This is a genomic window from Trinickia violacea, assembly GCF_005280735.1.
Taxonomy (GTDB): Bacteria; Pseudomonadota; Gammaproteobacteria; order Burkholderiales; family Burkholderiaceae; genus Trinickia_A; species Trinickia_A violacea.
This window is the reverse complement of the sequence record NZ_CP040077.1, coordinates 4291457-4312096: the sequence shown is the minus strand read 5'-3', so window position 1 is coordinate 4312096 and position 20640 is coordinate 4291457. Positions and strand designations below refer to the sequence as shown.

Genomic DNA, 20640 nt, shown 5'->3' with positions numbered 1-20640 from the left:
CTTGCCGCTCAATTCTGAAGCGGCTTGCCCACGGTATTCTCCGCAGCTTGATTAGTTGGCAATGAAATCCGGCAGCTCGTTTCGATCTGCTGGTATCCCTGCGTGGACTTGCTGTCTTTCGCCGCGCCCAGTTTGTACGGCATGGTGCATGACGTATCGGCCTTGTCGTTCCAGCGCACGGTCAGGGTGCCCTCGTTCTCGAGTCCGCGAGCGAGGATCCGGTCGCCCTGGCCCACGACGCCGACCTCCTTGCCGGATTCGTCGAGCACTTCGGCGCCGAACGGCAGGGCCTCGCCGTTAGCCTGGCGGACCGTGATCAACGCCGTGCGGCCGAGGTCGGTCTGGAACTTGAGCAACGGCACGGCTCCCGCATGGGGCGCAACCTGCTGCGAGGTGGTCTTCAACTCCACGTCGAGCGGAAGCCCGGTCGGATCGAGTTCGACGGCATTCATCGAATACGGCGTGAGCGAAGGGACGACCGCGTAGCCGCGACTGTCCACCCGTACCCCAGGCGAATTGAGAACACGTGCGCCTTCGGCGCCCGGCACTTCGACGACGCCGAACGTGTCCGACAGCGGTTGCGCCAGCGTGATGCCGCCCGGATGCGCGACCACCCCGCCTTGCACGCCGATCGATGCCTGCTGGTAGCCCCGGCCTGCACCGGCGCTCGCGCTCAATACCGCGTACGGCGCGCGATACACGATCGAGCCGCTTCCATCGGTCGTCGCTCTGCTGCTGCTTTGATTCGCATAGTTGGCCGTCGCGCTGTAATACAGCGTGTTGTCGGCCCCGGCGCTGCCCGACAGCGTCGTCTGCGCCTGGGTGCGTCCGCTGGTGTCGCGGGTCAGGCTGGAAGAAGACATGACCGAGTTCGACTTGCCCAGCGGAATGCTGACGTTCGCGTAATACGTCGTGTTCGTGCTACCGAAGCTCGATCTTTCGCGCATCACCGAAAGCTGGTAGTTGATATCGCGAAAGGCGTTCGAGTACGCCACGCTATAACTCAGGTCCGAGCCGGAGCGGTTCCAGTAGGTGCTGCCCGACAGTGCCATGCCGAAAGTCCCGGCTCTCTCGCCGAGCACCTGGTTGACCGAGACCGAGGCGCGGTTGCGTTGCCGCATGACGTTGCTCACTGCACCGCCGTTCGCCATGGCTTCGCGCGTCTGCATCGCGTCGGTGAGCGAAAAGAAGCCGCCGGTCGAGTAGCGGTACGCGGCAATGGCGATATCGGTGGACGTTTGCGGAATCGACTTCGAGTAGCTGACCCGCATACTGGTGCCGTTGTAGCGCTGCGCGCCGTAGATCTGCGCGCCGGGAATGGAGGTCATCGCTTGCGTGACATCCAGCCCGACCGAGCCGATCGGCGTGTTGAGCGCGGTACCGAGCATGGCCGAGATGTAACCCTCAGCCGCCGTCATGCCGCCGTAGCCGGTGATCAGGTTGGTGATGCCCTGCTGCCACGTGCCTTGCGCGAACACCGGGTTGGCGTTGCTTTGGGCCATGCGGACCGTGCCGATCACGAAGTTGTACCGGTGCAAGCCGGGACGCAATGCGAGGGGGACGGCGGCATACGGCACCGAGAAACTGTGGACCGAGCCGTCGGCTTCCTTGACCGAAACATGCAGGTCGCCGCCAAAGCCGGTGGGATACAGATCGTCGATCTCGAAAGCCCCGGGCGCAACCGTCGTCTCATAGATCTTGCGGCCACCCTGGGTAATCGTGACCTGCGCATTGCTGTTGGCGATGCCGCGCACGACCGGTGCATAGCCGCGCATCGAGTCCGGCAGCATGCGGTCGTCCGTCCCGAGCTGGACGCCCCGGAACGCGGTGGAATCGAACAGGTCGCCGCTGGTATAGGCTTCGCCGATCGTGAGCTGAGACGCGAGCGAAGGCAGATCGCGCTGCACGTAGGTGGCGATGTTCTGATACTGGCTGCCGCCGGTGTTCGCCCAGCTGAACGAGCCCTGGTGCCGGAAATGCCAGCCGCCCAAGTTGAGGCCCGCCGTCAGCGAGGCATAGCCTTGCGACGTCGAGACGCCGCCCGGATTGCGGGTGGCGTACACGTTCGCGTTGTAGTTCAGCATGCCGGTGGTGACACCGGCATTCCACTGATCCGGGCTGACGTAACCGCGCGGCGTCCTGCGCAGCACGTTTTGCGGGATGCTGACCGAGAGACGCTGATCGCCGAAGTCGAATGCGACGGTCGCATCCGTGATCGCCTGGGGCAGCGCCACGCACGCGTCGCTCGCCTTGAGCTGGTTCTGCATGTCGACCGGCAGCTTTTGCAGATCGACACCGAGACTCTGCAGGAGTGCTGCATTGAAGCAGGGCTGCGCGTTTTTCTGGCCGGCAACGGCGCGGAACAACACCGGTGTGCGCGCGACGTTATTGCCGTTGAGGTAGATGTCGACGCTGTATTCGCCCGGCAGGACGACGTTGCCCTTCGCGAAACGGGAAAGATCGACGTTGCCGCCGCCATTGGGCGAGAGGAAAGTGTTGTCGAACTCGACGTCGTCGGATTGGGTGCTCGAGTGCTCCGCCGGTTCGTTCTGGCTTTCGGGGGCGGCACACGCCGGCGCTTGCCAGAACATAAGCGCGGACAGTATGGCCAGATAGAGCGGGTCGAATCGCGGCACCAGGCCGACGTCGAGGCTGCCGTGGCGAGAAGGCAACGTCATAGTGATCCTGTAATGTTTTTTGAGTGATACGCGGGTGTTCGTCCGCTGCCCTGTGCGGTCGGGCAGCGGACGAACACCCGCCTGCCGGGCGCGTTCAGCGCCAGCAGGAACGGATGGTTGAAGCGGGGACGTACTAGGAGGTCAACCGCCTGGGCACGTGGTGCGCCTCAGTGGGGGGTGTCGCTGCTAGTGACCTTGACCGGCGTTGCCGGATTGATGAGCCCCCAGTCGTCGATGCTGCTGTACGTCACGGTGGCGCCGTTCGCAGGGGCCGCGGAGAGACCGGGAACCGGAAAGTAAGCCGAGTCTTTCGCCGGAATAAACTTGGGGTCGATCTCGTACTTATGGCCGGCCACATCAAGCTCGATGCTGCCCAGGTTCACGACGTATGGGCCGGGATTCGACACGGCGAGTTCGTAGCCTTTGGCGCCGTCGCGGTGCACGATTTCCCACTTCAGTTGGGAGTGGGCCTCGCCTGCGTTTCCGGGCAGTCCGGCCGGCCGATACATCACCTTGATGCGGGTACGAAACGCTAGCTGAATCTTGTTCGCTTCATCGCTATCCTGCACCTTGGGGGGAATCTCGAGGACGTTCAGCCAGAACAGGGATTCCCTGTCCGCAGGCAGCGGTTCGCCGGTATAGACCATGCGCACTGTCTGACCCTTGCCCGGATCGAGGCGGAACATCGATGGCGTCAGGACGAAGGGCACCTTGATCGACCCGGGAGCGGCCTTTGCGTCGCCCGTATCAATCCAGGTCTGGACGAGTGCAGGCGTCTTGCCGTCGTTGTCGAGTTTGACGCTCACTTCGCGGTTGGCGCCCGAAAAAATGACGCGCGTACCGGCGATCACTACACTTGCCTGGGCCTGGCCGACCAGAACGATTGCGTTCAGAGCCAGCATGGCGAGCACTTTGGGTATCCAGCGACTCATTTGCTTTTCCTGTCTGGTGGATTGGCCAGGCGGCCCTCACAAGCCGAGCCGCCTGGTGTGTGTGCCGGACCGCAACGCTGGTCCGGCAGTCTGTTGGCTTACTGGTATTCGAGCGAATACGCGATGCTCGTGTTAACCGAACCCGCTTTCGCCACGCCAGTGGCAACGTACCGGGCGTGGTAGTCCAGTTGGGCGCCGCCGCCAGTGAGAGCCACCTTTTGCGACTCCTGATTTCCCGAGGTTGCGGCGATCTTGATCTGGCTCCTGTCCTTGTTCAAAAGTTCGATTTGAACGTTTTCTGCTGCACCGGTGCCCGTGTCGAGTTTAAGCCGGTTGGTTGTCTGGTCGACCTTGCCGCTGTTCTCAAAGTGGGTCGCGACGGAGGTGGCATCGCCCGTGCAGCCGCTCAGCTTGATCGAAAACGGCTTCAACCCGGCAGTGTCGCCGGATGCCGACAGTGAGCTGGCCGAGACGGTCGGCATTTCCACCGCAATGTTTTTCGTGCCGGTTCCGCCACCGCCTGCGGTGATCGTGCAAGTGGTGGCATTCAACGTACCGGTGAAGGTGATCGTGCCATCCGCTGCCATTGCTGCGGGAGCCGATGCGACAGCAGTTAGGGCTGCCAACGTTTGGGCGATGCGATTGAATTTGAGGTTCATATTTTCTGTACCTTTTACGTCGTGTGTTGCGTGGAAAAATTAACTCACGAGGAGTGCTAGATGATCGCAGCGTTATTTAGTGCGACCGTCGAAAAGATTGTCTCAGCTATGATTCCGCCGCGATATTGGAATATGCCGAAATGCGGCCACCTGGATTCGTACTTGTACTAGATCGCTGAGAGCAGTCGTCCCGCAAACCGAAGGGGACATTAATGCCCCCTTCGAGGCTTGCGGAATCGGAGAATGCTTCGAGGTAGCCGATTTTGACGAGCGCGTGAGCGGCTGGTTATTCCGCTCCGCTTGGGGAATTACAGGTGCGGAGAAAGGTGCGGGAGCGTTCTAATCACGTCGCGTCGCAATCCTGCAGTATGGCACCGACGGAATCGACGCCTTCCGGCTGAGCGTCCAGCGGCGAGATCCCAACCTGCCCGTTCAATATAAATGAAAGCAGCTCGATATCGTTTGAAGCGCCGACCTTGCGCATTGCGCTTCGCTTGTGCGAACTGATGGTCTGCTTGCTACGCTTCAAGTAGGCCGCAATATCGGTGATGGTGTTGCCGGATGCAAAGAGCCTCATCACCTCGATTTCTCTCGGAGACAGTTCAGCAACCACATCGATTGAGCTGGCATGCATACACGATGCAATCGACCGGATGGTCGGCGAATTGTACTTTGTGCCCGCAAAGGTGGCGTAAATCGCGGTGATAATGTGATTGATCGTATCAGCCTTGCTGACGACGGAGAGATGGTCCTGGGACGCGAGGGTCCGCATCATGGCGGGATTGGTGATCGTCGTCAGGACGACGATTCCGATCTCAGAAAAATTTCGACGTAGAAATCCGAAGAGTTCCAGGCCGTCACGGTATTTGCCACTGGGTATCGAGTATTCGCTGATAACGACATCGCATGCGACGTGTCGCAACAGATCAACGAGATCGGTGGAGTTTCGGCAGATTCCGACGACTTCTATTTCCCCCGTATTTCTTAGGACTTCTTGAAGTCCGACTTGAAGCGCGGGGTGGTCGTCGGCAATGGCAACGCGGATGGAAAAGCGGTTCATGCAATGGTATCCGTTGATTGATGTGGCTCGCGGCATGGGGTTGGGGCAAGGCTCCGCGGGCACTTCGGCAAGCTGGCAAACGTCGGCGCGACCAGCTACGGCGCCTTTTCCATCAATGTAGGCGCGGCATTGAACTGCGCCCAAGGGTGTTTTAACCCGAGGGCCAACCACGTAAGAGATTTGAGAGAGAGGTAAGTTTACAAGTATTACGAGCAAATCGGCATAGGACTAGTACGCCAGATCCCGCCTTTTCGATCGGACTAGTCCGATATGAGCGGCGGCAAGTCGCGGAGACGTCGCGATGGCGCTGCTCAGCCGGCTCGAGGAACGGACGTCCTCGTGGAGAAACCGGCGTGGGCGCTTAATCTTCCTTAGCGGCCGTGGAAGCGATCAGCCCGCTTTCGATTGCATAGTGGATGAGTTCGACATCGTTGGCCACGCCGAGCTTTCGCATCGCCGTGGTCTTCTGCGTACTGACAGTTTGTTTGGAGCGATGCAGCCGGGTGGCAATGTCCGTCATCGTTAGTCCCGACGCGAACAATCGCACGACTTCCAGCTCGCGCGGCGACAGCGGCTGCTCGACGCCGACCTTCTCGGCGTTTTTCAGCACCTGCTCGATGGTGGGTGACAGATAGGAGCCGCCGGCGAAGCTGCTATGAATGGCCGTGATGATGTGGCCGGTTGCGTCGGACTTGCTCAGAATGCAGGTCACGCCGGCCGTCGTGAGCGCCCGTATGACGGCCGGACTGTCCATGACCGTGAGCACGACGATGCGGATTTTCGGAAAATGGCGCAGCAGGTACTCGAAGAGCGCGAGTCCGTCGCTCTGTTGGGAGCCGGGCATTGCATAATCGGAAACGACCACGTCGCAGGGCTGGGTCCGGAGCGCGGCGATCAGTTCGCTCGCGTTCTGGCAGGTCGCGACGATCTGTATCGTGCTGACCGGTGTCAGCACATGAACAAGCCCACCCAGGACCGTAGGATGGTCGTCGGCGATCGCGATTTTGATCGAAAACCGGTCACTGGTGTTCATTTTCCGCCCGTTATACTTATACGCTGCTTATGGATTCAGGGCCCGAAAGCCCGAAACTTCGTCTCAATATGTGTCAGGGCAGCAATTGTGCACCATCCCAGGACGTGTTGTCCGTAGAAAACTGGATACCGGTCGCCAGGCTGTCACGCCCCGACTAGGCGCTCTATTCAAGGCTGCTCGCCTCGCGAGCAGCCGAAGCGCGTCCCGATCGACGGCAAGGATCAACCCGATATTCTTCAGCCATGCGCCCATCGCCTTCAGCGAAACTGCTCGCGCGCTTCCGAATCCATCAGCGGACGATTCTGTTCGTGGGATCGGCGGTTCTCACTTTCTTTATTCTGCTGGCTTTTGCGCTGAGTCTCGTCGGGTATGTCCGCGAGGATCTGAATGACGAGCGGCAGACGTTCCAGCGCGATTGGGGACGCGTCATGGACATCGTCTGGGCGAGCGAAACCCGTGTCCGCATCGGGGCTGCCGGTGTCGAGACCGCGTCGAAGCGCGCCGGCGGAGGCGATGCCGGCGACGTGAGGACATTCGAGGCGCAAGGCGGACGGTTGGCATTCCCTGCGGGGCCCGATTCCAGCGGTTCATTGGTTCTCCAGCTTTCTCGCGAGGGCGGCGGGTCCGGCGAGGAGATCGGCCGATTCCTTGCCATCGCGAAGGGCACCGCAGGCTCGGGCGGCAATCTGGTGAAGACGATGAACGACGCAGTCGGGCTTCGGTGGGGGCTCGGCGGCTACCTCGTGACGCCTTCCGCCTCGACAGTGGCTATCAGCCCGTTGCCCGATCTTGCCAACCCGCAAGTGCAAGCCGTCATCGCCGATACGGCGCGCCTGTCGGGCTACTACGCGGCTGGGCTGGCGGACCTCGCCCCAAGGACCGCTGCGCGGCGGGGCGGCACCCGCGAACTGCGATGGCTGCGTCCGCAGATCGACCCGCTCAGCGGGAAATCCCTGCTTCGCATCCTCTCGCCCGTTAGCGTTAATGGCCGCCCGTTCGGCGTAGTAGCCGGCCAGATTAGTCCGGATCGCCTGCTGGAACGACTGGATCCGGGTACTTTTTCCGGCGCCTACTGGATCCTGGACGAGGGCTCTGAGCCGGTGACGAGCAGTGCGTCCGGTCAGTTGAATCCATCGGCGAAAGCCTACGTGACGGCGCACTGCCGGGCCCCTGGGGCGTCGGCGCACGGTGTCGCGGATACGTTCCATGATGGCGGGCTATTGATCTGCGCGCCGCTCGGCCAAACCAGCTGGACGCTGGTCTATTCGCTGCCGGGCCGGGTCATTGCGTCCCGCGTGGCGGGGGAGATCGCGGGACCGGCCATCGTGACGGGCCTGGCCGTCCTGCTGTTGTGGGTCTTTGTCCTTCTGTTCAACCGCAAGATTCTCGTCCCGCTGTTCGAACGCTCGGAGCGGGTATTCGACAGCGAACATCTGAGCCGCACGCTAATCGAAACCGCGCCGGTCGGGCTCGCGCTCGTCAACGCAAACAACCGCACCGTGTTGCTGGAAAGCGCGCATATGCAGGCGCTCGACAGGCGCGTCGCGACGGGAGGAGCCGCCCCGATAGGCGACGTGCTCATGCAGCAGGCGCCTGCGGTTTTCCAGGCGTCGCGCGACCGTGCAACGATGACCTCCGATGTCGAGCTTCGCCTGCCCACCGTGGAAGGCGCCACGATCGACATTGCCGCGAAACTGACCCCGTCGTATTACCAGGGGCAGCCGGTGATCGTGGCGGCGCTGTCGGACGTCACGGCCGAGCGGCAGCTCGCACGGCAGTTGACCGCCGCGCGCACGGCGGCGGACAGCGCGAACGCGGCGAAGAGCGCGTTTCTCGCGTCAATGAGTCACGAAATCCGCACGCCGCTGAATGCGATCCTGGGGCATCTCGAACTACTCGAACGGTTGCCGCAGGCCGCGCCGGTTGCTGCGCGAGTCCGCACCGTCGCGTCTTCGTCGCGGGCATTGCTGCAGATCATCAACGACATCCTCGAATTCTCGAAAGTGGAAGCCGGCGAGATCACCATCGATTCGATCCGCTTCGACGCGGCGGAACTGGTCCGGGAGACGATGGCGATGTTCATGCCGCTCTCGCAGCGTAAAGGGCTGACACTGACCTGTGCGATCGACGCTGCGCTGCCCCGGTATTACATCGGCGACCCGGGGCGGATTCGCCAGATCCTCGTGAATCTGCTTGGGAACGCCATCAAGTTCACGGAGCGGGGAAGCGTGTCGATCGATGTGGGCTCAGGCGAAGGCAACGCGATGCCGCCGCTCGTGATACGCGTGATGGATACGGGAATCGGCATTCCGGCGGAACATCAGGCGCGCGTCTTCGATGCCTTCGATCAGGTCGACGTGTCGATCACACGCCGCTACGGTGGGACGGGGCTGGGGCTTGCGCTCTGCAAACGAATGGTCGAGGCCATGGGGGGCGCGATCGACGTGGACAGCAGGGAGGGTCACGGCAGCACCTTCTCGGTGACGCTGCCGCTTTTGCCTGGCGACGATGCGGTGTCCGAGCGCGATATCGAGCCGCAGACGGCAGACGAAGGAACCGACACACGCGGCATTCATCTGCTGGTGGCGGAAGACGACGAGGTGAATCGCGAGCTGATCCGCGACCAGCTCGATGCGCTCGGCTATACGAGCGATATCGTGGAGAACGGTCTGGTCGCGCTGAGCAAGTTCAACGAGCGGCACTACGATCTCGTACTCTCCGATCTCGGCATGCCGGTGATGGATGGCTATACGTTCGCTCGATGCGTACGCAATCAAGGGTCGCGCACGCCCATCCTCGCCATCACGGCCGATGTCACGGCGGCGGATTCGCAGCGCTTTCGCGAGTCGGGGATGTCGGGTGTCCTGCTCAAGCCGATGTCGCTCGCGTCGATCGAATCCGCCGTGCGGCGCTACCTGAGGCTCGCGGCCGACCCGAAAGCGGCAGCTGCCGTCGACAACCCGGCGGAGGGGCTGGCCGCTTCATTGCCCGACAGGTTGCGCATCACGCTCGAGCGGCAGACCACGGCATCGCTCGAGGAATTGACCGCGGCGATGGCGCAGGGCGACTGGGAAAACGTGTCGTCGCGGGTCCATTCGATCAAGGGCGGGTTTGCGATGCTTCACATGGGAGACGTCGTCGAAGCGTGCGTGCGGCTGGAGACGCTGCTCGCCGGCGAGCCGGATGCCGCGGCCGGCGAGATGCAGCAGGCGCTCGCCGAACTGAAGCAGCGCCTTTCCTCCGCACTCGAGAAAATTGCCGGCGCGAAGGAAGCGAGAGATTCGATGCACCCGGCCCAATCCAACACCACCACGACGCTCGACCCGTGACCGACTTCCCCATCCTCACCTGGACAGACCCCGCCGCCGGCACCACCCATACCGCCCGCTGGCGCTCCGAGGCCGGCAATCCGCCGCCCAAGCGCGTGACGATCGCCGACGACCGCACCACCGCCGACGCCGCCTATCGCCAAGCCTGCGAAGGCATCGCGCTGCTGTGGCGCGGCGACTTTCAGAACGCGCGCCAATTGCTGCAGGCGATGTCGCGGCGCGCCGATCGCAAGCCGCGCAAAGCCGCGACGTCTCCGCTCGACGCGTTCAATCTCCACCGCCAAGCGCAGTCGCAACGCGCGCGCACGCTCGGCATGCTGCTGATTCCGCTGCAAGCCGATTACTCGATCGATCTGCGCCGCGCGCCGGACGTGCACGAGGCGTGCTCGGAAGCGTATGGCGAAGGTGAGGAACCGTCGGTCGTATCGCTGCGAGAGCTGCTCGGTTTGATCGGCGCGCATGAGTGGCGCAAGAAGGGCGTCGAGATTCCGGCGCTCGATGGCGAGCGCATTCACCCGCACTACGGAGTGTTTTCGCCGGTGCGCGGCGAGTATGTCGACTTGGTCGCCAAGGCGCCGCTGCCTTCGCAAGCGCTTGCGTTCGATATCGGCACGGGTACGGGCGTGCTGGCTGCCTTGCTCGCGAAGCGCGGCGTGAAGCGCATCGTCGCGACCGATCAAGACCTCCGCGCGCTCGCCTGTGCTCGCGAGAATCTCTCGCGGCTGGGTCTTCAGTCGCAGGTCGAACTCCGCGAGGCCGATCTCTTTCCGGAAGGCCGTGCGCCGCTCGTCATCTGCAATCCGCCCTGGCTGCCCGCGCGGCCGAGCTCGCCGATCGAACGAGCTGTTTATGACCCCGATAGCCGCATGCTGCGCGGCTTTCTCGATGGCCTCGCGGCGCATCTCGAGCCGAACGGCGAGGGCTGGCTGATCATGTCGGACTTCGCGGAGCATCTCGGCTTGCGCTCGCGCGATGCGCTGCTTGCGATGATCGAGGCGGCGGGCCTGCGAGTCGCGGGCCGCGACGATATCAAGCCGAAGCATCCGAAGGCGTCCGATGCGAGCGATCCGCTTTATCAGGCGCGGGTCGCGGAAGTGACGTCGTTGTGGCGATTGAAGGTGAAGTGAGATCTAATCAGTCGCGCGCGCCTGCGCCAGAAACTCAAGCACCCCGCACCCAGCCGCCGCACCGCTCGCAAAGCACGCAGTCAGCAGATACCCGCCGGTCGGCGCCTCCCAATCGAGCATCTCGCCCGCGCAGAACACGCCGGGCAGGCGCTCGGCCATCAAGTTCGCGTCGAGCGCTTCGAACGCGACGCCGCCTGCGCTGCTGATCGCCTCGTCTATCGGCTTGACGCCCGTGAGCCGCAGCGGCAGTGCCTTGATCGCTCGCGCAAGCCGCTCGAGATCGGCGAACGCGTCTTTCGACAAGCACTCGCGCAGCAGTCCGAGCTTCACGCCCGTGATGTGCAGCTTGCTTTGCAGATGGCTCGACATCGAGCGCGCGCCGCGCGGGCGCATCAGCTCGTCGGCGACGCGCTGGGCGCTCCATCCGGGCGCGAGGTCGAGCCATATCGTGACCTCGCCGTCGGCCGCGATCGCATCGCGGATCGGCGCCGACAGCGCGTAGACGAGACTGCCCTCGATGCCTGTCTGCGTGACGATGAACTCGCCCTGGCGGAATGGCGGCGCGTCGCCATCGTCGCCGGACACGAGCCCGATCGCGACCGATTTCACCGGCTGCCCGGCGAAGCGTTCCTGAAAAAACGCGCTCCAGTTCGCGTCGAATCCGCAATTCGACGGCTTGAGCGGCGCCACTTCCACGCCGCGCGCTTCCAAGAGCGGCACCCACGCGCCGTCGGAGCCAAGACGCGGCCAGCTTCCACCGCCTGTCGCGAGCACGACGGCATCGGCTTGCACGATGCGCTCGCCTTCGGGCGTGTCGAAGCGCAGCGTATGAGGCGCTTCGCGCGAAGGCGCATCGTTCCAGCCGATCCACCGGTGCCGCATATGCAGCCGCACGCCCGCTTCACGCAGCCGATGCAGCCACGCGCGCAGCAACGGCGCGGCCTTCATCTCGGTCGGAAACACGCGGCCCGAGCTGCCGACGAACGTCCCGATCCCGAGTCCATGCACCCATTCGCGCAGTGCCACGGGGCCGAAGCGGTCGATGAGCGGCGCGAGCGTAGCGCGCCGCGCGCCGTAGCGGCCGACGAAGGCGTCGAGCGGTTCGGAATGCGTGATGTTCATCCCGCCGATGCCGGCCAGCAGAAACTTGCGCCCGGCAGACGGCATCGCGTCGAAGACGTCGACGCGCACGCCGGCGCGCGACAGGACCTCGGCGGCCATCAGCCCGGCAGGACCGGCGCCGACGACGGCGACAAAAGGGGATTCAGTGTGTTGAACGGACATGCGGTGCGGATCGGAAAACCAAGCTGGGCCGGCCCCAGGCGCGCGTCGCCGATCAGCCAATCGATCGCGCGCGAGAGCCGGCAGGCGGGGCCGCTATTGTCACATCGCGGCCTTTCAATCCGCAATCCGGGCCCTATACTCTTTCAATACCCTTTCCGATGACGAGGAGAGCGCCATGACCCGCAAGTACATCGACTGCCGCGAATTTCCGAGCGAAATGGACTGCTCGGTCGCGCTATCCGCGGATTCGGAGGGCGAGTTGCTGGAGGCCGCCGTGCAGCACGCGGTTGCGGTACACAAACATGCCGATTCGCCTGAGTTGCGGACGCAACTCAAGTCGCTCTTTCATGATGGCACGCCGCCGATCGACGCCCCGCGCAGCGCTTGAGGGCGCTTGAGGGCCGCCGCGCGACGTGACACCGCAGTCAGGCTCGTTTCGTGGAAGCGCAGACCCGCGCAGAAGCGCGGCCTGCGCTGGCCCGCGTTCAGCCGGGGTAAGCCTCGTCCACCTTGAGTCCGGCCAGCTTGAAGATGACGCGTAGCGTTTGCGGTTTGATCTCGCGTCTCGACGCGAGCGTCGTCAAAATGAAATCCATCACCTTGGCGTATTTGAGCAGTGTGAGGCAGTTTTCGAGCCCGGCGTCTCCGTCGCGCATCAGTTCGGCAAGACGCAGCATCTCGATCGAAATGTCGCGCGCCATTTCGAGCTCGAGTTGCTGTTTCTCGGACCAGGACGGTGTCGCCAGCAGTTTGGCGAGCATCTCCTGAAACTGTTGCTCCGCGTCTCCGTTAGGTATCGTAGCCATCGCTGTCGTCCTTTCGTCAACTTGGGTATCGCGCGGCGATCCAGCGCGCCGCGCCATGCATGATCGAGTTACGTAACGTGTGCGGTCGCGTTACGGCGCCAATGGCGCACCTCCGGTACGATCGAGTTCGTCGCGAGCTTGCTGTCATTGTGCGCCTTGCCGCGTGGCGCCGCTTTGCCGCGACCTGTCCCCGTGTTGTCTCCCTGTGCCGTGCGTTTTTTGCGTGTCGAGCGAGCCTCGTTTATATGTGCGACTGCTTGCGTGAGCGATATGCATGAAGCGTTCCATTCCGTCTGTCGGGTTTGCACGCGGGTACGAAGCGTCGTCCGGCGCGCTTTTCGGTAAACTGACGCGATTGTTTCTCTTCTTCTGTAGGCTTTCGCACGTATGGGTGCGACTTGCCGCCTAGCGTCTGCACGATGTCCAACAAAACCCACGAAATCCGCCCGAATCAGTCGATCGAGCTGCTCAAGGAACTGCATATCCTGACGCGCGACGGCAAGATGAATCAGGACAGCCGCCGCAAGCTCAAGCAGGTCTACCACCTGTTCCAGTTCATCGAACCGCTGCTCGCGGAGGTCCAGCAAAAGCAGGGTCACGTCTCGCTGATCGACCACGGCGCGGGTAAGTCCTACCTGGGCTTTATCCTTTACGACCTGTTCTTCAAGGAACAGCCCGGCGACGGTTCTTCGCACATCTATGGAATCGAAACGCGCGAGGAGCTGGTCGCGAAGTCGACCGAGCTGGCCGCACGGCTCGGGTTCAAGGGGATGTCGTTTTTGAACTTGTCGGTGGCGGAATCGATCGCTTCGGATCGCCTGCCGGCGACGATCGATATCGTCACCGCGCTGCACGCCTGCAATACCGCAACCGACGACGCCATCCGTTTCGCGCTCGAAAAGCGCGCGCAGTTCATCGTGCTCGTGCCGTGCTGCCAGGCGGAAGTGGCGGGTGTGCTGCGCAAGAACAAGGGGAAGTCGCTCGGCAATGCGCTGACCGAGATCTGGCGCCATCCGCTGCATACGCGCGAATTCGGCAGTCAGATCACGAACGTGCTGCGCTGCCTGCAGCTCGAAGCGCACGGCTATCAGGTGAGTGTCACGGAGCTCGTCGGCTGGGAGCACTCGATGAAGAACGAGCTGATCATCGCGCAGTACAAGGACCTGCCGCGGCGGCGTCCGGCGGAGCGGCTGGGGGAAGTGCTCGGCACGCTTGGGCTCGAGGAGTTGCGGGAGCGGTTTTTTACTCCGGCTTGAGCATCCATTCCCGCCAGCCGTCGTGACCCAGGCGGCGCAGCGTTTCCTGATTGCGTTCGTAGATATCGGCGGCGTCGGGGAACGCGTCGACCGCGCGCTCGATGCTCGACTCGCGCAGCAGATGCAGGATCGGATACGGCGCGCGGTTCGTGTAGTTCTCGATGTCGTCGGGTTCGGTGCCTTCGAACTGATACTGCGGGTGGAAGCTCGCGATCTGCAAGGTGCCTTCGAGCCGCATTTGCTTGAGCAAACGGTCTGCAAAAAACAGACAATCGTTGAAGTCGAGAAAATCGGCGAGCGCGTGCGGGAAGATGACGAGCGTCGTGTCGATCTGCTCGGGATCGGCGCTCGCCAGCGCGTTCAGCTCGGCTTCGAGATCCGTCAATACGCCTTCCATGTCCGTCGCTTCGCTGATTGCGTAGCGGATCTGATTTTTCACATGCACGCTCTTCGCGAACGGGCACAGGTTCAGCCCGATCACCGCGCGCGTCAGCCAGTGGCGCGTGGCGGCGAGGATGGGGTCGTGAGAGTCGGCGGACGTCGGCATGGTTCGTTGGGTCAATCGAAACCGTGCATTCTAAGCGCACGCCGCCGCGACCAGTTGCGCCGCCACGCGCGGCGCTGCCTTGATCGGCCCGCATCCGGGGCCGACTGTCTGGCTCGCTGCGTAGACCCCCTCGATCAACAGCGCGAGCGCGTCTGCCAACGCTTGCGGGTCATCCGCGCCGGCTTGCGTGGCGATCTCCGCGAGCCGCGCCATCAGCTTCGCCTTGTTGCGCGATACGACTAGCCGCGCCGGGTGCGACGCGTCGGGAAACTCCGCCGACACGTTGACGAACGGGCACCCGCGATAGTCCTCGACGGACGCGCGCGCGCACAAATCCTCGAAATACTGCGTGAGCTGGCGGACCGGATCGCCGGGGTGCTTCGCGATGCTGTGCTCGAAGCGGCGGAAAAACCTCACGTCGGACTGCTCCAGATACGCGACGACGAGATCGTCCTTCGACGAAAACTGCCGGTACAGGCTCATCTTGTTGACGCCCGCCCGTTCGACCACGGCATCGACGCCGACCGCCCGCACGCCTTCCCGGTAGAACAGCTCGCTGGCAGCGCGCAGCAGTTGCGCTTGCGCCTCGGAGCCCGCGGTGTGGGCGCGTGCGGGCGTCGTGGCGGATTTATCGGTAGCGGTTCGAGTCACGCTGGCTCCTGCTTGAGTACGGGAAGTGCTTGATGCGACGCGGATAGCCGTCCGCGTCGCAGGGTGATCGCTTGACATGTTACCGATCGGTAACTAGCATCGCAACTCAGATTGTTACCGATCGGTCACAAGATATTTGTCAGAAGTTGCAACAATCAACTGCTGCGTCGCCTTGCAAGGGCGCGCGGATCGGAGTGTCGATGAACTGGGCAACAAAACTGATAGGCGGGCGGTTTCACTACGGCTGGCTCGTGGCGGCGGTGGTATTTCTCGTACTGCTCGCCGCGGCGGGCACCCGCGCGACGCCGAGCGTGATGATGGTGCCGCTCGAGCACGACTTCGGCTGGAGCCGCGCGACGATCTCGCTCGCGATCTCGGTCAACATCGCGCTGTACGGCCTGACCGGCCCGTTCGCGGCGGCCGCGATGCAGCGCTTCGGCGTGCGGCCGACGGTGCTGGCCGCGCTCGCCACGATGGCCGGCGGCGTCGCGCTGTCGTCGCTGATGACGGCGCCGTGGCAAATGATCCTGATCTGGGGCGTGATGGTGGGCGGCGCGACGGGCGTGGCGGCGCTGACGCTGTCGGCGACGGTCGTGACCCGGTGGTTCACGACGCATCGCGGTCTCGTGATGGGCATGCTCACTGCCAGCTCGGCCACGGGGCAGCTCGTGTTCCTGCCGATGCTCGCCGCCGTCGTGGAGCATCAGGGCTGGCGCGCGGTCGTGCTGATCGTCGCGGCGGTCGCTGCCGTGGTGCTGCCGCTCGTCGCGTTTCTGCTGCCGGAGCGGCCCGCCGACCTGTCGCTGCGGCCGTTCGGCGAGCCGCATGACGCGCCCGTCAGAAACGAGGCTCCCAAGCAGAACCCGCTCGCCATCGCGTTCGGCACGCTCGCGATGGCGAGCAAGACCCGTGACTTCTGGCTGCTGTTCTTCAGCTTCTTCATCTGCGGCGCGAGCACGAACGGCTATGTCGGCACGCATCTGATCGCGATGTGCGGCGACTACGGCTTGTCGGAAGTGCAGGGCGCGTCGCTGCTCGCGGCGATGGGCGTCTTCGATCTGTTCGGCACGACGCTCTCGGGCTGGCTCTCCGATCGTTTCAACAGCCGCGTGCTGCTGTTCTGGTATTACGGACTGCGCGGTCTGTCGCTCATGTATCTGCCGCACGCGTTCGGCATCGACTTCTTCGGCCTGCCGCTTTTCGCGGTGTTCTACGGGCTCGATTGGATCGCGACCGTGCCGCCCACCGTGCGCCTCACCACCGACGTTTACGGCAAGGATGCGGCGCCCGTCGTGTTCGGCTGGGTCGTCGCGGGCCACCAGCTCGGCGCGGCGTTCGCGGCGCTCGGCGCCGGGATGCTGCGCGCAAGCCTCGGCACGTACACGGTGGCGTCGATGATTTCGGGCGGTCTGTGTCTGATCGCGTCGTTCATCGTGTTGCGCATCAATCGGCGTGGGGAGGTCGGCGCGGCGGCGTCTGCCGCATAAGGCCGTCAGTCGCCGTTTCGCTGGGCCAAATCGATGGGGATGGATTGCTTTCGCGCGAACGGGTGAGCGCGCTTGGGCGAGGACGGTTATGCTATGCGGCCGGGCGCTGGCCGCCGTTTTCCGAACTCGACCAAGAGAAGCTCATGTCCAAGAAACCCGCACCGACCGAAACCCCGATTCACGAACTCATCGCCGGCCGCTGGAGCCCGCGCGCGTATTCGAACGAACCGATCAGCCGCGAGCAGCTGCAGTCCGTGCTCGAAGCGGCGCGTTGGGCGCCGTCGGGCTACAACCTGCAGCCGTGGCGCTTCATCGTGTTCGACCGCCACACCGACGAAGCGTCGTTCAAGCGCGCCTTCGCGACGCTCGTGCCGTTCAACCAAGGCTGGAACGCGAACGCGCCGGTGCTGATCGCAGTGACGGCGCACAAGCTGAACACGAAGGGCGAAGTGAATCGCGTCGCGCCGTATGATGCGGGCGCGGCGGGCTTCTCGCTGGTGCTGCAGGCTCACGCGCTGGGTCTCGCCGCGCACCAGATGAGCGGCTTCGACCACAAGGCGTTCCACGAGGCGTTCGCGCTGCCGGACGATGTCGAAGCGATCGCGTTCATTTCGATCGGCCACTACGGCGATGCGGACAAGCTCGATCCGGTGCTGCGGGAACGCGAAAAGGCGCCGCGCACGCGCTTGGCGCTCGGTGAGATCGCGTACGCGGGGGCGTGGAAGAAGGCGTTCTGAACGGCGCTGCTTCCGCCACGACGCATGAAACGCGCAGCATCGTCTGCGCGTTTTTGTTTATTATCGCGACGCCGCTTGATCGTCGCTCACCGCCGACAACGGCAGAGCGACATGCTCGAGCGGCTTGCGCTCCGCGTTGATGCCCCAGATCGCCGCGATGAGCGCCGCGGCGATCATCAGCGCGGAACCGACCAGATAGCCCGAGAACACCTCGCTGCGCTGATGCGTATCGATGAGACGCCCGAAGAGCGCCGGCCCGGCGATACCGCCGAGCGCCGTGCCGAACGCATAGAACACCGCGATCGCGAGCGCGCGGATTTCGAGCGGAAACGATTCGCTGACGGTGAGATACGCGGAGCTCGCCGCCGCCGACGCGAAGAAGAAAATCACCATCCACGCGACCGTCTGCTCGATGACGGTGAGCGAGCCGCGCTCGAACAGGTAGCCGCAAGCGATCAGCAGCACGCCGGATACCGCATACGTGAACGCGATCATGGCGCGGCGGCCGATCGCATCGAACGCATGGCCGAGCACGAGCGGCCCGAGAAAATTCCCGAGCGCGAACGGCAGCAGATACCAGCCGACATGGTCGCCCGGCACGCCATAGAACTCGGTCAGCACGAGCGCGTAGGTGAAGAAGATCGCGTTGTAGAAGAACGCTTGCGCCGTCATCAGCGAGAGGCCGACGAGCGAGCGCCGCCGATGCAGCACGAAGAGCGCATGCAGCACCTCACGCAGCGCGGTGCCTTTGCGCTCGCGCAGCCGCAGCACGCGCACGCCGTCGTCGCGCAGCACACGGCCCGCTTCGCGAAAGCGCGCCTCGATCGTCTCGACGATCCGGCGGGCAGGGCTCGGCTGATTGTGCGTGAGCAGCCATCGCGGGCTCTCCGGTATCCACGTCCGCATGAAGACGATGACGAGTGCGAGCGCCGCGCCGATGAAGAAGCATGCGCGCCAGCCCCAGTCGCCCGGCAGCACGTGCGGATCGAGCAGCACGATTGACCCGCCCGCGCCAAGCGCCGCGCCGACCCAGAACGTGCCGTTGATGGCCAGATCGGTCCAGCCGCGCACGCGGGCGGGGGTGAATTCCTGGATCGTCGAGTTGATCGCCGCGTATTCGCCGCCGATTCCGGCGCCCGTCAAGCAGCGGAACACGATGAAGCTCGCGAGATTCCACGAGGTCGCGGTCGCCGCTGTCGCCGCCAGATAGAGGCTCAGCGTGATGAAGAAGAGCTTGCGGCGCCCGAGCCGATCGGTGAGCCAGCCGAAGACGAGCGCGCCGAGCACGGCCCCGGCAATGTAGGCGCTGCTTGCCAAGCCCACGTCGGCGTTCGAGAAACGCAGCACCGGGCTGGTTTTCAGCGCGCTGGCCACCGCGCCGGCGAGCGTGACTTCGAGGCCGTCCAAGAGCCACGTGACGCCGAGCGCGACGACGATCAGCGTGTGAAAGCGTCCCCACGGCAGGCGGTCGAGGCGGGAGGGCAGGTCGGTTTCGATGATGTCGGGCGCCGTCTGCGACATGGTTTCGTGCGTCATTGCGTGGAGGCTCCTGAACCCGCTTGGCGCGCAAGCGCGTGCAAAGAAAATCGATAGTCAGTCGCTAGCCGCGAGCAAATTGCGTTCCGCGACGTCTCGGTGCGCGCCGATGCACACGACGGCGGGCGCGCCCGGGTTGCTGGCCGCCGCGCTTTCATGATAAAAAACCGGTCCTCAATTGTTCGCGCCAGGCGTGATGCGACTTAAGCCATGACTTACTGCGCGATTGACTTCGGCACCTCGAACTCGGCCGTCGCACTGCCTTCCGGCGGCGGCGTGCGGCTTGCACCGGTCGAGGGCGCCTACACGACGCTCCCTACCTCGGTCTTCTTCAACACCGACGAACACACGCGCGAATTCGGGCGCGCCGCGCTCGAGGCGTATATCGACGGCTTCGACGGCCGCCTGATGCGCTCGATGAAGAGCATTCTCGGCTCGGCGCTCGCGGAAACGACGACCGACCTCGGCGACGGCTCCGCGATCAAATACACCGACATCATCGCGATCTTCGTCGACCACTTGAAGCGCAAGGCCGAGGCGTTCGCCGGCGCGCCGATCGCGCGAGCGGTGCTCGGCCGCCCGGTGTTTTTCGTCGACGACGATCCGCGCGCCGATGGGCTCGCGCAGAAGCAGCTCGAAGCGGCGGCGCGCTCGGTGGGCTTCACCGAGATCCACTTCCAGTACGAGCCGATCGCCGCCGCGTTCGACTACGAATCGCGGCTCACCGAAGAAGGGCTCGTGCTGGTCGCCGATATCGGGGGCGGTACGTCGGACTTTTCGCTCGTGCGGGTCGGCCCCGAGCGCATGAAACGGATCGAGCGCAAGGACGACGTGCTCGCGCATCACGGCGTGCACGTCGCCGGCACGGATTTCGACCGGCGCGTCGAGCTCACGACGATCCTGCGCGAACTCGGCTACCGCTCGCTGGATCCGGAAGGACGCGAACTGCCGAACCGCATCTATTTCGACCTCGCGACGTGGCATTTGATCAACACCGTCTACGCGCCGAAGCGTGTCAGCGAGTTGAAGCTGATGCGGCACCTTTACACCGATTTGCGGCAGCACGACCGCCTGATGCGCGTCGTCGAGCGGCGTCTCGGCCATGCGCTGGCCGCGCGGGCGGAAGAGGCGAAGATCGGCGTCGCGGCCGGCGGCCAGACGCTGATCGATCTGGATGAGGTGGAGGATGACCTGCGGCTCGCGTTCGACGAAGCGCAGCTGATCGAAGCCGGTCTCGACGAAGTCCAGCGCATCGTCCAGGCTGCGCGCGATACGGTGCAGGCTGCCGGCATCGCCCCGCGCGACGTTGGCGCGATCTATTTCACGGGCGGTTCGACGGGCCTCGCGTTCCTATCGAACGCCTTGGCTGGCGCTTTCTCCGCTGCCAAGCCGGTGTTCGGCGACCGCCTCGCCAGCGTGGCGACCGGCCTGGGAATTCACGCGCAGCGCATTTTTCATTAATGCATTTTTAGGCGCAGCGGATTTTCTCATCCGACAAATAAAAAGCCCCGCAATTGC

The 20640-nt window shown here is 63.9% G+C and carries 17 protein-coding genes; 7 read left to right on the top strand and 10 right to left on the bottom strand.

Going from position 1 to position 20640, the window contains the following annotated elements:
- Nucleotides 1–8: 8 nt before the first annotated feature.
- The 5 genes from FAZ95_RS19670 to FAZ95_RS19650 all read right to left on the bottom strand — a co-directional run bounded on the left by FAZ95_RS19670 (nt 9) and on the right by FAZ95_RS19650 (nt 6362).
- Nucleotides 9–2678, bottom strand: a complete 2670-nt coding sequence (locus FAZ95_RS19670; RefSeq protein ID WP_137333979.1) for a fimbria/pilus outer membrane usher protein — start codon at nt 2676–2678, stop codon at nt 9–11.
- Between the two features lie 167 nt (nt 2679–2845).
- A complete protein-coding gene (locus FAZ95_RS19665) occupies nt 2846–3610 on the bottom strand; it encodes a fimbria/pilus periplasmic chaperone (RefSeq protein ID WP_137333978.1) in 765 nt (254 codons plus the stop codon).
- Nucleotides 3611–3708: 98 nt separating this feature from the next.
- Nucleotides 3709–4269 carry a fimbrial protein gene (locus tag FAZ95_RS19660; RefSeq protein WP_137333977.1) on the bottom strand — a complete coding sequence of 187 codons (561 nt, stop codon included), beginning with the start codon at nt 4267–4269 and terminating at the stop codon, nt 3709–3711.
- A 343-nt stretch (nt 4270–4612) separates the two neighbouring features.
- Nucleotides 4613–5329 (bottom strand): LuxR C-terminal-related transcriptional regulator, encoded by a 717-nt coding sequence (locus tag FAZ95_RS19655; protein WP_137333976.1) that lies wholly within the window; start codon nt 5327–5329, stop codon nt 4613–4615.
- Nucleotides 5330–5690: 361 nt separating this feature from the next.
- Nucleotides 5691–6362 (bottom strand): response regulator, encoded by a 672-nt coding sequence (locus tag FAZ95_RS19650; protein ID WP_137333975.1) that lies wholly within the window; start codon nt 6360–6362, stop codon nt 5691–5693.
- Between the two features lie 308 nt (nt 6363–6670).
- On the opposite strand from FAZ95_RS19650, the gene FAZ95_RS19645 reads away from it, so the two are divergent.
- Together FAZ95_RS19645 and FAZ95_RS19640 are read left to right on the top strand one after the other, a co-directional pair.
- Entirely contained in the window at nt 6671–9691 is a 3021-nt protein-coding gene (locus FAZ95_RS19645; RefSeq protein ID WP_137333974.1) for an ATP-binding protein, read from the top strand.
- Nucleotides 9688–10818 carry a methyltransferase gene (locus tag FAZ95_RS19640; protein ID WP_137333973.1) on the top strand — a complete coding sequence of 377 codons (1131 nt, stop codon included), beginning with the start codon at nt 9688–9690 and terminating at the stop codon, nt 10816–10818. The genes FAZ95_RS19645 and FAZ95_RS19640 overlap by 4 nt, the downstream gene beginning before the upstream one ends.
- Nucleotides 10819–10821: 3 nt before the next feature.
- Here the strand turns inward: FAZ95_RS19640 and FAZ95_RS19635 are convergent, their stop codons facing one another.
- On the bottom strand, nt 10822–12102 hold the full coding sequence (locus FAZ95_RS19635) for a TIGR03862 family flavoprotein (RefSeq protein ID WP_137333972.1): 1281 nt from the start codon (nt 12100–12102) through the stop codon (nt 10822–10824).
- A gap of 175 nt (nt 12103–12277) precedes the next feature.
- Here FAZ95_RS19635 and FAZ95_RS19630 point away from each other — a divergent pair, with 175 nt between their 5' ends.
- On the top strand, nt 12278–12490 hold the full coding sequence (locus FAZ95_RS19630; protein ID WP_137333971.1) for a DUF1059 domain-containing protein: 213 nt from the start codon (nt 12278–12280) through the stop codon (nt 12488–12490).
- A gap of 97 nt (nt 12491–12587) precedes the next feature.
- On the opposite strand, the gene FAZ95_RS19625 is transcribed toward FAZ95_RS19630, so the two are convergent.
- The gene (locus FAZ95_RS19625) at nt 12588–12908 is read right to left on the bottom strand and encodes a type II toxin-antitoxin system HicA family toxin (RefSeq protein WP_137333970.1); all 321 of its coding nucleotides are present in this window, start codon (nt 12906–12908) and stop codon (nt 12588–12590) included.
- A gap of 419 nt (nt 12909–13327) precedes the next feature.
- Here FAZ95_RS19625 and FAZ95_RS19620 point away from each other — a divergent pair, with 419 nt between their 5' ends.
- Nucleotides 13328–14164: a class I SAM-dependent methyltransferase gene (locus FAZ95_RS19620; protein WP_137333969.1), complete on the top strand. Its 837-nt coding sequence runs from the start codon at nt 13328–13330 to the stop codon at nt 14162–14164.
- On the opposite strand, the gene FAZ95_RS19615 is transcribed toward FAZ95_RS19620, so the two are convergent.
- On the bottom strand, nt 14151–14711 hold the full coding sequence (locus FAZ95_RS19615) for a DUF1415 domain-containing protein (protein WP_137333968.1): 561 nt from the start codon (nt 14709–14711) through the stop codon (nt 14151–14153). The two genes, FAZ95_RS19620 and FAZ95_RS19615, sit on opposite strands and share 14 nt — an antisense overlap.
- A gap of 30 nt (nt 14712–14741) precedes the next feature.
- Nucleotides 14742–15362, bottom strand: coding sequence for a TetR/AcrR family transcriptional regulator (locus FAZ95_RS19610; RefSeq protein ID WP_137333967.1), 621 nt, complete (start codon nt 15360–15362; stop codon nt 14742–14744).
- 200 nt (nt 15363–15562) lie between these two features.
- Between FAZ95_RS19610 and FAZ95_RS19605 the strand changes: the two genes are divergently transcribed.
- Together FAZ95_RS19605 and FAZ95_RS19600 are read left to right on the top strand one after the other, a co-directional pair.
- The gene (locus FAZ95_RS19605; RefSeq protein WP_137333966.1) at nt 15563–16849 is read left to right on the top strand and encodes an MFS transporter; all 1287 of its coding nucleotides are present in this window, start codon (nt 15563–15565) and stop codon (nt 16847–16849) included.
- A 143-nt stretch (nt 16850–16992) separates the two neighbouring features.
- Complete coding sequence (locus tag FAZ95_RS19600; RefSeq protein ID WP_137333965.1) at nt 16993–17586, top strand: nitroreductase family protein; 594 nt, start codon at nt 16993–16995, stop codon at nt 17584–17586.
- 60 nt (nt 17587–17646) lie between these two features.
- On the opposite strand, the gene FAZ95_RS19595 is transcribed toward FAZ95_RS19600, so the two are convergent.
- Nucleotides 17647–19122: an MFS transporter gene (locus tag FAZ95_RS19595; protein ID WP_137333964.1), complete on the bottom strand. Its 1476-nt coding sequence runs from the start codon at nt 19120–19122 to the stop codon at nt 17647–17649.
- Between the two features lie 210 nt (nt 19123–19332).
- Between FAZ95_RS19595 and FAZ95_RS19590 the strand changes: the two genes are divergently transcribed.
- Nucleotides 19333–20583, top strand: coding sequence for an Hsp70 family protein (locus FAZ95_RS19590; protein WP_137333963.1), 1251 nt, complete (start codon nt 19333–19335; stop codon nt 20581–20583).
- The last annotated feature ends 57 nt before the right edge of the window (nt 20584–20640 follow it).